Origin of the sequence: Amycolatopsis sp. NPDC051373 (assembly GCF_040689465.1) — a bacterium.
Taxonomy (GTDB): domain Bacteria; phylum Actinomycetota; class Actinomycetes; order Mycobacteriales; family Pseudonocardiaceae; genus Amycolatopsis.
This window is the reverse complement of the sequence record NZ_JBFBAE010000015.1, coordinates 176,150-188,406: the sequence shown is the minus strand read 5'-3', so window position 1 is coordinate 188,406 and position 12,257 is coordinate 176,150. Positions and strand designations below refer to the sequence as shown.

At 70.7% G+C, this 12,257-nt stretch carries 9 protein-coding genes and 1 pseudogene; 6 read left to right on the top strand and 4 right to left on the bottom strand.

Annotated elements, in window-relative coordinates; all coding sequences use genetic code 11:
• Window positions 1-65 precede the first annotated feature (65 nt).
• Window positions 66-782: an SDR family oxidoreductase gene (locus tag AB0383_RS28025; RefSeq protein ID WP_366188953.1), complete on the top strand. Its 717-nt coding sequence runs from the start codon at window positions 66-68 to the stop codon at window positions 780-782.
• 60 nt (window positions 783-842) lie between these two features.
• Here the strand turns inward: AB0383_RS28025 and AB0383_RS28020 are convergent, their stop codons facing one another.
• Both AB0383_RS28020 and AB0383_RS28015 read right to left on the bottom strand, forming a co-directional pair.
• Window positions 843-2,081 (bottom strand): cytochrome P450, encoded by a 1,239-nt coding sequence (locus AB0383_RS28020; protein WP_364187611.1) that lies wholly within the window; start codon window positions 2,079-2,081, stop codon window positions 843-845.
• 205 nt (window positions 2,082-2,286) lie between these two features.
• Window positions 2,287-3,183 carry a LysR family transcriptional regulator gene (locus AB0383_RS28015; protein ID WP_366188952.1) on the bottom strand — a complete coding sequence of 299 codons (897 nt, stop codon included), beginning with the start codon at window positions 3,181-3,183 and terminating at the stop codon, window positions 2,287-2,289.
• Between the two features lie 190 nt (window positions 3,184-3,373).
• Here AB0383_RS28015 and AB0383_RS28010 point away from each other — a divergent pair.
• Window positions 3,374-4,498, top strand: a pseudogene (locus tag AB0383_RS28010) (MOSC domain-containing protein); the annotation flags it as partial.
• 109 nt (window positions 4,499-4,607) lie between these two features.
• On the top strand, window positions 4,608-4,943 hold the full coding sequence (locus AB0383_RS28005) for a 2Fe-2S iron-sulfur cluster-binding protein (RefSeq protein ID WP_366188967.1): 336 nt from the start codon (window positions 4,608-4,610) through the stop codon (window positions 4,941-4,943).
• 336 nt (window positions 4,944-5,279) lie between these two features.
• Here the strand turns inward: AB0383_RS28005 and AB0383_RS28000 are convergent, their stop codons facing one another.
• On the bottom strand, window positions 5,280-6,626 hold the full coding sequence (locus tag AB0383_RS28000; RefSeq protein WP_366188951.1) for an MFS transporter: 1,347 nt from the start codon (window positions 6,624-6,626) through the stop codon (window positions 5,280-5,282).
• A gap of 227 nt (window positions 6,627-6,853) precedes the next feature.
• Between AB0383_RS28000 and AB0383_RS27995 the strand changes: the two genes are divergently transcribed.
• Together AB0383_RS27995 and AB0383_RS27990 are read left to right on the top strand one after the other, a co-directional pair.
• Window positions 6,854-9,622 (top strand): BTAD domain-containing putative transcriptional regulator, encoded by a 2,769-nt coding sequence (locus AB0383_RS27995; RefSeq protein ID WP_366188950.1) that lies wholly within the window; start codon window positions 6,854-6,856, stop codon window positions 9,620-9,622.
• Between the two features lie 128 nt (window positions 9,623-9,750).
• A complete protein-coding gene (locus AB0383_RS27990) occupies window positions 9,751-10,920 on the top strand; it encodes a serine hydrolase domain-containing protein (RefSeq protein ID WP_366188949.1) in 1,170 nt (389 codons plus the stop codon).
• Here AB0383_RS27990 and gcvH read toward each other — a convergent pair.
• Window positions 10,896-11,276, bottom strand: coding sequence for a glycine cleavage system protein GcvH (gene gcvH / locus AB0383_RS27985; protein WP_366188948.1), 381 nt, complete (start codon window positions 11,274-11,276; stop codon window positions 10,896-10,898). The genes AB0383_RS27990 and gcvH overlap by 25 nt on opposite strands.
• Window positions 11,277-11,561: 285 nt before the next feature.
• On the opposite strand from gcvH, the gene AB0383_RS27980 reads away from it, so the two are divergent.
• A complete protein-coding gene (locus AB0383_RS27980; protein WP_366188947.1) occupies window positions 11,562-12,248 on the top strand; it encodes a LuxR C-terminal-related transcriptional regulator in 687 nt (228 codons plus the stop codon).
• Window positions 12,249-12,257: the final 9 nt, after the last annotated feature.

The window sequence follows — 12,257 nt, the reverse complement described above, 5'->3', positions numbered from 1 at the left end:
TAGCTCCCCGGCGCGCCGCGACCGTACGGTGGAAGAGTCCACAGAGGAGCACGGGAGGGACGGTCGTGCAGACAGCGCTGGAAAATCGCACGGTTCTGGTCATCGGACGACCGAGCGGCATCGCCCGGGCAGTCACGCTCGCCGCACGTGCCGAGGGCGCCCAGGTCGTGGTCGCGGGCCGAGACAAGGCCAAGTTGGAGCAGGCCTACGACGACGAAGGCATCCGCGCCGAAGAGGTCGACGTCACCGTCGACAAGTCCATCGCGGCACTGGCCGACCGCCTGGGCTCGGTCGACCACCTCGTCACCACGGCGTCGTCACGAGCTCGCGGCCGCCTCGAAGAGCTGGACCGCGACGCGCTGCGCCGCTCGTTCGACACCAAGGTCATCGGGCCCGTCATGCTGGCCAAGCACTTCGCCCCGCACCTCGCCGAAGGCGGTTCCTTCACACTTTTCTCCGGTGTGGCCGCGTTCAAGCCCGCGGTCGGCTTCCTCGGCGTCGCCATCACCAACGGCGCGGCCGACTTCCTCACGCGCTCGCTGTCGCTGGAGCTCGCGCCGATCCGCGTGAACGCCATCTCCCCGGGCGTCATCGACACCGGCATCTGGGACGCCATGGGCGAAGAAGGCAAAGCCGCCTACTTCGAACACTTCCGCACGCACAACCCGGCCCGACGCATCGGCACCGTCGACGACATCGCGTTGGCCGTACTGTTCGCGATGACCAACCCGGTCCTGACCGGCGTGACCCTGCGCGTTGACGGCGGCGAACCCCTGACCTGAGCCAAAAGAACACCACGGTGGCCTCGATTCCGCTCCGAATCGAGGCCACCGCTCCGCCCGTCAGACAGACGCGTCGCGCCCCAGGCGTACCGGCAGCTCCGCGTGACCATTCGACAGGAACGAGCTCATCGGCACCAACCGCGTCGACGGCTCCGCGAACGCCAGGTCCGGGAACCGCTCGAACAACATCCGCAACGCCGTCGTCGCCTCGAGCCGCGCCAGCGGGGCACCGAGGCAGTGGTGGATCCCGTGCCCGAACGCCAGGTGCTGCTTCACCCCGCGCGTGACGTCGAACTCGCCCGCGGTCTCGCCGTACTCCGCCTCGTCACGCCCGGCCGCGGCGTAGGCGGCGAGGATCGCGTCCCCCTCGGGGATCACGACGTCACCCAGATCGATGTCCGCTACCGCGTACCGCAGCGGCAGGTACGCCACGGGGGCTTGCCATCGCAGGGTTTCCTCGACGACGTCACTCCAGGTGCGTTCGCCGGACCGCACGAGCGCGAGCTGCTCCGGGTGCGTAAGCATCGCCGTCACGGCCTGGTCCAGCAGGTTCACGGTCGTCTCGTGCCCGGCGGTCAGCATGAGGATGAGCGTGTCGACGACCTCGGCGTCGGTGAGCCGGCCGAAGCGGTCGGAGTCGGCCTGGATGATCGCGCTCGTCACGTCGTCGCCGGGCTGCGCGCGCTTCTGCGCGGCCAGGCCCGTGAGGATCCGGTACATGTCCTCGGCGTTGGCCTGCGCGGCTTCGGGGGTGGTCGTCGTGTCGAAGACGGTGTCCACCACCTTGCGCAGGCCGGCGCGCTGCGAGTCGTCCACGCCGAACAGCCGGCAGATGACCTCCACCGGCAGCTGATACGCGAAAGCTGCCCGCAGGTCGACGACACCGTTCGCCCGGCCCAGTGAGGCCACCTCGTCGAGCAGCGTCGCCGTGATGCGTTCGACCCACGGCTTGAGCTCCATCGTCCGCTTCGCGGTGAAGCCCGACGCGACCAGCGAGCGCAGCCGCCGGTGGTCGCTTCCGTAGGCGGTGAACATGTTCTGCACCGACACCCAGAGCCGCAGCGGCCAGTCGGCGGCGATGCGGTCTTCCTTCCACGCGGCCCAGTGCTGCCGCGGGTCCTTGGACACTCTGCTGTCGGTCAGCAGGGACTTCAGCGTGCCGGCGTGGCCGACCGCCCAGGCGCGGACCCCGCCCGGCAGCTCCACCACCACCGCCGAGCCACCTTCGCGCAGCAGCGCGCCCTCCGCTTGGATGTCGGTCCCGTCGACGTCGAGTACATAAGCCTGCAGCTGATCCACGTACGCGCTTCTTCCGTGTTCGGGGGAACGCGCGCCGGACCGCACGAAGCCGCGGGAATCCTTGCGGGAGAAGAGAGTCCGGTGTCGGTCCGCGCCCGCGAACCCACCTCGCGTTCCCGGTCGACAACCAGGTCGACCGCCACGGTAGCCGCGGCAGGCGGTGCGAAACCCGCGTCGCGGAGACCGAAAGAATTCCGTCACACTCTCAGTTCGCGCGTGAGGGGCGGCCACCCGGCAGCCCGCGCCGGCGCAGATCGCCCACGAACAGCTCGACCAGCGAGTCCGACGGCGACGCGACCACCACCACGATCTCCCGCTCCACCAAGGGATCCAGCCGCCGCACCACACCCGGCGGGCGAGCCGGCAGCGCGGAGACGGGCACGATCGTCACGCCCATTCCCGCGGCCGCGAGCTGCGCTGCAGTGCGCGGACTCCTGGTCCGCAGCACGGGATCCAGCACCACGCCGTGCTCCGCGGCGAGCTGGTCGAGCCACACCGACAACCCGTTGTCGCTCACGAAGTGGACGAACGGCTCCGCCGCGAGATCCGCGAACGGCACCGACAGGCGTTCGGCGAACGGGTGGCCCGCCGGCGCGACGACCACCACCTCTTCTTCACCGAGCACTTCGAGGTGCTCACCGGTCTCGGACGGCCGCGGCCCCACGGCGACATCGACCTCGCCCGAGGCCACGAGATCCACCATCCGGTCGGAACTCGTGTGCTCGCTGAGCTCGATGAGCACCTCGGACCGGCGTGCCCGCCAATGCCGCAGCACCGGCACGAGCAGCCACGCCGTCATCGTCTCCGCGCAGGCGATCCGCAGCCGGCCCGCGCCGCCGGAGCCGATCTGGCGGCCCACGCGCACCGCGCGTTCGGACGCTTTCAACGCCACCCGCGCCTCTTCCGCGACCGCGTGGCCGGCCGCGGTCACCCGCACGCCGCGGCCCATCTTCTGCACCATCGGGGTGCCGATCTCGCGTTCGAGCGAGGCGAGCTGGTGCGACAGCGCGGGCTGCGACATCTGCAACGAGGCCGCGGCACGCGTCACCGAGCCCTCTTCCACGAGGGCGACCAGACATTCCAGGGCGCGCAGCGTTGTCATTCGGAAAATCTAACAAGATCCTCCGAAAATTTCATGTGACGTGACCATTTCCCCGCTCCGGGGAAAACGCGCCCCACAGTAGTTTGGCGCCATCGAGGAAGGAGCCCGAGTGCCAACGCTGGTGTCGGTCAAGTGGAACGGCAGGATCGTCCACACCGGCATCTGGAAGAGCGCGGTCAGCGGCCCCCGGATGGTGCGGAGGCGCAACGTCGACGGCGACGGACAGGGCGACCCGTACGGCCACGGCGGCGAGCAGCGGGCAGTTTTCTTCTACCAGCTGGAATCGATCGAGTACTGGCAGGCGTACTTCGGGCACGAGAGCTACGAATTCGGGCAGTTCGGCGAGAACTTCACCGTCACCGGCCTGCCCGACGACGAGGTCTGCGTCGGCGACCGCTACCGCATCGGCGAGGCGGAGTTCGAGGTGACGCAGCCGCGCGTCACGTGCTTCCGCGTCGGCATGCGCCTGAACGAGCCGGACCTGCCGTCGCTGCTGGTGTCCCACGGGCGGCCGGGGTTCTACTTCCGGGTGCTCGAAGAGGGCCACGTGCGGTCCGGCGACGAGATCGTGCGGACGCGGCGCGGGCTGCACAAGATGACCGTCGCCGACGTCGACGCCCTGCTCTACACCCCGAACCGCACCACCGAAGCCCTCGAATCCGCCGTCGACCTCCCCGCGCTCAGCCCCGGCTGGCGCCAGTCTTTCCGGGACCTGCTCAGCCCGGCCGAGAAGCCCGCGGGCCCGGGCTGGACCGGGTTCCGGCCGCTCACGGTGGCGAGGCTCGTACGCGAGAGCGCGACCATTATGTCCGTGTACCTCGACGCGCCCGGCGAGACGCTCCCGGCCGCGCGGCCCGGCCAGTACCTCACCGTCCGGCTGTCCGGCGCCGACGGAACGCCGCTGGTCCGCAGCTATTCGCTCTCGACGACCGAGGGCTACCGCATCAGCGTGAAGCGCGACGGCGCCGCGTGCACCTACGTGCACGACGTGCTGAAGGCTGGCGACACCCTCGACGTGGCCGCGCCGCGCGGCGACTTCGTGCTGGAGCCGGGTTCCGGCCCGGTCGTGCTGCTGTCCGCCGGCGTCGGCGTCACCCCCGTGCTGGCGATGCTGCACCAGCTCGCTGCCGAGGAGCCCGATCGCGAGGTCTGGTGGATCCAGACGGCCCGGAACACGGCGGACCAGGCGTTCGAGCTCGAAGTCCGCGGCCTGCTCGCAAAGCTGCCGAAGAGTCACGTGCACTTCTTCCACACCCGGCCGGAATCCGGCGCCGACGGACGGCGCGTGACCGGTCGGACGCTGAAGGAGCTCGCCCTGCCGGCCGACGCCACCGCGTACGTCTGCGGCCCGCGGGCTTTCATGGACGACGTCCGCGAAGCCCTGTTCGCCCGGGGTTGCGCCGACGTCCACACGGAGCTCTTCGGTGCCCTCGCCGCGATCAACCCCGGCGTGCGCGGAGCTGTCACCGTCGCGCCGCACCAGCCGGACGGCCCTCCCGGAACCGGTCCCGCCGTCACCTTCGCCCGTAGCGGCCTCACGGTCCGGTGGCGCGACGACGGGAAAAGCCCTGCTGGAGCTGGCCGAAGCCTGTGCTGTGCCCACGCGCTGGGCCTGCCGCAGCGGCGTCTGCCACACCTGCGACACCCCACTGCTCGCCGGGACGACGACGTACGACCCGGCGCCACTCGAACCGCCCTCGGCCGGGCGGATCCTCGTCTGCCGCGCCCGGCCGGAGACCGACGTCGTGCTCGACCAGTAGCTCACCGGCCGCGCAGGCGCGGGGACACCAGCCCGGCGATCGAGCACCCCACCAGGATCAAGCCCAGCACGGCCACGACGACTTCCAGCGCGGGCTGGCCGACCGTGCTCGTGCCGAGCACCAGCACGGCCTGGACGGCCAGCGCGAGTCCGATGAGGAGCCAGAGCACGCACAGCCCCGCGGTTCGCGGGATCACGTGCCACCGAGTGCCAGCCGACATGAGAACTTCCCTTCGTCCGGGTCGGCACCTGGCTACCCGGCGGCCCCGCCGGGTGAACCGGCCCCGCGCCGATCTTGGTCGTACAGACCGATTTCGGTAGCCGAACGGACAACGGTTCAACGGGCCGGCCGCGTCGCGAACCCGGCCGCGGCGAGCGCGAGCACGACCACCGCGGCGAGCACGCTCAGCGCGATCGGCAGCCGCGCTGTGAACGCCGCCGTGTTCAGGATCGCGCCCAGCACCGACACCGACATCAGGGCACCCGACTGCCGGCTCGTGTTCTGCACGCCGGACGCGACCCCCGACTGGCTGACCGGCACGCTCGGCACCAGCAGCGACGTGAGCGCGGAGAACGCGATCGTGCTCGACACCCCGACCAGCAGCAGGCCGACGGCGACCGGCACGTACGCCGTGGCCCCGGTGAAGATCAGCAGCACCGCGACGCCGGACGCGCAGCAGGCGAAGCCGGTCAGCAGCGCCACGGGGTTGCCGAACCGCCGGGACAGCGGCCGGTAAAGCACGAGCGAGCCGATCGTCGACCCGACCGTGAGCGGCAGGAGCGCGATCCCGGCCTCGCCCGCCGACCACCCGCGGACCTGCTGGAAGTACAGCGACATCACGAAAAGCGTGCCGTAGAAGAGGAACCCCATGAACGCCGCGCTCGCCACCGCGACCGAGCGCACCCGGACCGAGAAGAATCCTCTCGGCAGCATCGGCTGCGCGACACGACGTTCGACCAGCCAGAACGCGGCGGCGGACAGGAGGCCGCCGGCCAGCAGGCCGAGGCTGAGCGGGGAGCTCCAGCCGGCGCTGCCGCTCACGATCACGCCCGCGGTGATCAGCCCCAGCGCGGCCACGGCCGTGAGCTGCCCGGCGTGGTCGACCTTGCGCTCGTGCCGCGGCGCCTCCGTGATCCCGGCCCGGGCGAGCAGGATCGCGGCGACGCCGATGGGCAGGTTGATCAGGAAGATGCTGCGCCAGCCGAACGCGTCGATCAGCAGCCCGCCCACCATCGGTCCCACCGCGGTGGAGATCGCGCCGGTGGACACCCAGATGGCCGTGGCGCGGGCGCGTTCGCCGTCGTCGGAGAACAGCGTGCGGATCAGCGCGAGCGTCGCCGGCAGCAGCGCCGCCGCACCCACGCCCTGGACCACACGGGCCGCGATGAGGACGTGCACCGACGGCGCGAGCGAGCAGGCCAGCGAGGCGGCGGTGAAGATCGTGGTGCCCCAGAGGAAACACCGGCGCAGGCCCCAGCGGTCACCCAGGGCTCCCGCCGTGAGCAGCAGCGCGGCGAGGCAGAGCGTGTACGCGTTGATCACCCACTGGACCGAGGCCAGGGACGTCTTGAGGTCGTCGCGCAATGCGGGCACCGCGATGTTGAGCACGCTGCCGTCGAGGATGATCGCGAAATACCCCAGGCAGATGCCGGTGAAGCCCACGGTCCGGGCTCCTGCGGCCATGTCGCGGCTCCTTTCGTGAGGCGTCCTGGCGAATGTAGCCGCCGCGACCGAACACGTGCGGCATGACGCGGCCCATTCCTTAATCGAATGACAAAGATTCCGGATCCGAATTCGTCGGCGGCGCGGAACTACAATGCGGGACGCGGTTACCTGTCGGGTGAGACATTCGGCGGCCGTGCTTAAGATGTGGCGAATGTTCGCGCGGAGCGGGTCAGAGGTGGTCTCAGATGTCTCTCGGCTTCCGGCTCCTGGGCAACGTCGAGGTGGTCCGGGGCGAGGAGCCCCAGCCGATCGGTCCGGCGGGGCCGCGCGGCATCCTGGTGTCGCTGCTGCTCGAAGCCGGACAGCCGGTCTCGCTCGACGACCTCGTGGTCCGCGTGTGGGGCGACGAAGCACCGGGCAGCGCGCGGGGCATGGTGCACAGCTACTTCACCCGGCTGCGCACGGCGCTGGCGGGTGAGCACCAGATCGTGCGCCGGGGCCACGGTTATGTTCTCGACGTCGAGCCCGACCACATCGACGTGCACCGGTTCCGGCGGCTGGTCTGCCTCGCCCGCCGCACGGAGGACGCCGAGGAGAAGGTCGGGTTATACGACGAAGCGCTGGACCTGTGGCGGGGCGAACCGTTCGCGGGGCTGGACAGCCCGTGGCTGCGGGAGTTCCGCACGGCGTTGCGGGCCGAACGCGAGGAAGTACTGCTGGCCAGAACGGACCTGCAGCTCGAACTCGGCCGCCACGCGCAGGTGCTGCCGACGCTCACCAGCCGGGCCGAGCACCACCCGTACGACGAACGGCTCGCCGGCCAGCTCATGATCGCGTTGCACCGCACCGGCCGCCAGGCCGACGCGCTGCGGCACTTCCAGAAGGTGAAGACGCTGCTAGCCGAGGAGCTCGGGGTCGATCCCGGGCCCGCGCTGAGGTCCGTGTACCATTCGATCCTGCGTGACGAGGCCACTGTGGACGATCGCCCCTCGCGTCCCGGCTCCGCCGACGACGATCCCGGCCTGCCACCGCCGGTTCCGCGGCAGCTGCCCGCGCCGCCCCGCGCGTTCACCGGGCGGGACCGGGAGCTCGAAGCGCTGGCGGACGCTCCGGTGTCGGTGATAGTCGGCCCCGGCGGGGTCGGCAAGACCTGTCTCGCGCTGCGCTGGGCGCACGACCACGCCGGCCGGTACCCCGACGGGCAGCTGTTCGTGGATCTGCGTGGGTTCGCGCCGTCCGGGGACCGGGTGCCACCGGAGACCGCGGTGCGCGCGTTCCTCTCCGCGCTCGGGGTGAAGCCGGCGGCCGTCCCGCAGGACCTCGCCGCGATGAGCGGTCTTTACCGCAGCCTGGTGGCTGACAAACGCCTGTTGGTGGTCATCGACAACGCGCTCGACGCCGACCAGGTCACGCCGCTGCTGCCGGGCAGTCCGCAGTGCCCGGTCGTGGTCACGAGCCGCAACCGGCTGACCACTTTGGTCTCGAGCCACCACGCGGACCTCATCTCCCTCGACGTCCTCGACGGCGCCGCGGCCCGGCAGCTGCTCGTCTCGCGGCTGGGCCCGTCGCGAACAGCGGCGGAACCCGCCGCCGTCACTCGGCTCGCCGACGCGTGCGGAGGCCTGCCGCTCGCGCTCAGCATCGTCGTCGGCCGGGCTCAGGAGCACCCCGAGTTCGCACTCACCGCGCTGGCCGACGAGCTCGTCGACTCCGGCTCCACCCTCAACGCGCTGGAGATCGGCACCGACCTCAGCATCCGGGCCGTGCTGCGGACGTCGCTGGCGGCGCTGGCGGGCGAGCCCGCGGAACTGTTCACGCTCCTCGGTCTCGTCCCCGGCCCGGACATCTCGCTCGACGCCGCCGCGTCACTCGCGGGCAAGACCTATGCGGCGACGCGGACCGCGCTGCGAGTTCTCGAACGCGCTTCGTTGGTTCAGCAACACGATCCGGGCCGCTTCCGCCTCCACGACCTGGTGCGTGCGTACGCGCGAGAACTCGGACAGCTTTCGCGTGACAACGAACAAATCACGTCCGCGCTCCATCGTCTCACGTGCTTTTACCTCCACACCTTGATTCACGCGGTCACCCTCGCCGACGCCGGACGTCCGCCCATCACCCCCGTGCCGCTGCCCGCAGGGTGCACGCCCGTGCCGCTGCGCGACAGCACCGAAGCCAAGCGGTGGGTGAACACGGAGGCCGAGAACATCGGCGCCGTCCGGTCGGTGGCGAAAGAGCGCGAGTGGCACAGAATCGTGTGGCAGCTGGCGTGGGGAAGCAGTTCGCTCTACGCCACCCAGGGCGACGCTCACCACGCCATCGGCGTCTGGCGCGACGGGCTGGCCGCCGCCCAGATCCTCGAGGAACGCAGCTCCGAATGCCTGGCCCACCGCGTGATCGCGCAGGCCCTCACCCGCACCGGCCGGCACGAGGAAGCCGTCCAGCACGTCGAGGTGGCGCTGAGGATCGCCGAGGAACTCAAGGACGTGTCGCAGCGCGTGCTCAGCCTCAACGCGTGGTCCGAGATCTCCGTGCGGGCGCAGCGGACCGCCGAGGCCGTCGAGCTGAGCACGGACGCGTGGCGCCTTGCCGCCGAGCTGCCGCCGGCGATCCGGGCATGGGTCGGCAACCACCTGGCCTGGGCCTTGCAGCTGGAGCGCCAGTACGAGAGAGCGCTGGAAATCTCGGAAAAGACTCTCGCGCTGGCCGACGAGGCCCACATGAACAACATCCGTCCGGCCCTTTTGGACACTCTCGGGACCATCCACCTCGGTCTCGGGAACCTCGGCGGGGCCATTGCCTTCCTCGAGGAGGCGCTGGCGCTGTTCGGGGACGAGATGTTCTCCATTCCGGACACCCTGCTCACGCTCGGCGCGGCCTACGAGCAGCTGGGCCGCCACGACCTCGCGGTGAAGAGCCTGCGCCAAGCGGTGGAGCTCTACCACCAGCAACACCGCGAGCACGACGGGCAGCAGGCCCGGCGCGCACTCGACGAACTCCTGCGGAAGATCCCGTGATCGCGCGGGCGACGTTTCCCGCCTTCCGGCCAACTCCGTGTTTTCCCGCCGCACGGCCGGGGAGAATCGGCTTCGCCGGGCCGCCACCAGCGCATCCGGCGATCTCGCCTCGACCTAAGGAAAGCCCGATGCCGCTCTCGTCCCCCGCACCCGTCCACGGTGAGACCGCCGAAGGCTTCGAGCCGGTGGCCCAGGTTTTCCGGCAGAACTTCGCCGAGCGGAACGAGCTGGGCGCGGCCGTCACCGTCGTGGTGCGCGGCCGGACCGTCGTGGACCTGTGGGGTGGCTGGGCGGACGAGGAGCGCCGGGCTCCGTGGCTGCGCCCGACGCTGACCAACTTGTGGTCGAGCACCAAGGGCCTGGTCGCGCTGTGCGCCTTGCAGCTCGTGGAAAGCGGCGACCTCGACCTCGACGCGCCGGTCGCCCGCTACTGGCCCGAGTTCGCCGCCGCGGGCAAGGCCGGCATCCCCGTCCGGTGGCTGCTTTCGCACCGCTCCGGGGTCACCGGGGTCGCGCCCGAGCACCCGCTCCAGATCGACGACCTGCTCGACTGGACGAAGATGACCCTGCTCCTGTCCGCGCAGGAACCGTTGTTCGAGCCCGGTTCGGCCAGCGGATATCACGCGCTGTCCTACGGTTTCCTCGTGGGCGAGGTGATCCGCCGGATCACCGGGCAGACCGTCGGCGAGTTCTTCCGCGCCAACGTGGCGTTACCACTCAATGTGGACGTCCACATCGGAGTGAGCCGCGACGATCTCACGCGCTGCTCCACGATGGTCGAGCCGGGCGCCGGTCCGAACCGGACGGTCGCGCCGGACCGCGCGACGCTGGCGGCGCTCGCCAACCCGCTTCCCCTTGGCCGCACGGCGAACCTCACCCGCTGGCGCGTCGCCGAGGTGCCGGCGGCGAACGGGCACGGCACCGCCCACGGCCTCGCCACGATCTACGGCGCCCTCGCCGACGGTTCGGAACGGCTGCTGCGGCACGAGACCATCGAGCTCGGCCGCACCGGCCAGGGCCGCTGCCGCGACCTGGTCATGGGGCTGGACAACGAGTTCGGCCTCGGCTTCACCCTCGGCAGCGACCAGTTCAGCTTCGGCCCCAACCCCCGCGGCTTCGGCCACGACGGGTTCGGCGGCTCGACGGGGTTCGCCGACCCGGAGAGCGGCGTCGGCTTCGGATACGTGATGAACCGGATGGGCTCCCACCCGCGCGATGACCCCCGCAAGATGGCGCTGGTCGAAGCGACCTACGCCTGCCTCGCCCGGCTGGTTCAGCGCTCGGTCAAGGTCCGGTAGTCCTGCGCGCCCAACAGCTTCGACTCCCCGGCCTGCACGTCGACGGTGACGAGCCAGCCGTCGCCGTACGGATCGTCGTTGACGACCTCCGGGCTGTCGGCGAGCAGGCCGTTGACCGCGGTGACCACACCGGACACCGGCGCGTAGACCTCGGCCACGCTCTTCGTCGACTCGACCTCGCCGAACGGCTCGCCCGCCACGACCTCGGCGCCCACCGACGGCAGGGACACGGAGATGATGTCGCCCAGCTCCTCCTGCGCGAAGTCGCTGACGCCGATGCGTGCGGATTCGTCCGGCAGCCGCCGCACCCACTGGTGGGTGACGGTGTATTCGACCTCGGGGTCCACTTCGGCCATCTCGGTGCCACACCTTTCGCCGGCGGACGAGTTGCGGTTCACTGCTGTCCGCCGGACGAGCGTAGATCGTCCCCGGCCACCGCGACGGTATTCGTCGCATGATTCTTTTCGAGGCTCGGCCACCGAAGAACGAATGACACCGACCGTGCGCGAGCGATCGCCGTGTGCGATAAAGCTTTCGTCAATGCCGCGCCCACGCGCCCGAGGCATGCTGGAGGAGCACCAGGAGCACGCCCGCGTCCCCGCACCGACTCCGGATGACGAGACAGGCAAGGAAAGAGCACCATGGAACACGTTGCGGTCCGGCCCTGGCCCCCCGTCCCGGGATCCCACCCCGTCGCGCTCCGGCCGCGGGTCGCCCAGCAGGTTTCGGTCCGCGTGGAGGCCACGGACACCCTCAGCGCCACGGGCCTGCGGCTGGTCCTCGAAAGCCACACCGGCCTCGTGCGGACGCGCCCGGGCTCGCGTCCCGACGTCCTCGTCTTCTCGACACCGCATGTAAACGCGGCGACCGTGGCGCAGCTGCGGGCCCTGCAGTCCTCGGGTGTCCCGGTCGTGCTGCTCACCGCCGGCGTCGAGGAAGCCGCGCTGCTCACGTTGATCGAGCACGGCGTCGTGGCCATCGTGGACAGCAAATCGGCCGACGGCGCCGAGCTCGCGGCCGCGGTGTCGGCCGCCGCGCACCAGCACAGCGTGATGCCGCAGGACCTGCTCGGGACTCTCATCGGCCTGGTGCGGCGGATGCAACGCGAAACGCTCGGGCCCCTGGGCGTGAACAGCGCCGGCCTCACCGAGCGTGAGGTCGAGGTGCTGCGGCTCCTGGCCGACGGAGCGGAAACCGCCGAGATCGCCCGCAAGCTGACGTATTCGGAGAGCACGATCAAGCACGTCCTGCACAGCCTCACCACCCGCTACAAGCTCCGCAACCGCGTCCAGGCCGTCGCGTTCGCCCTGCGCGCCGGCGTCTTGTGATTCGATGAT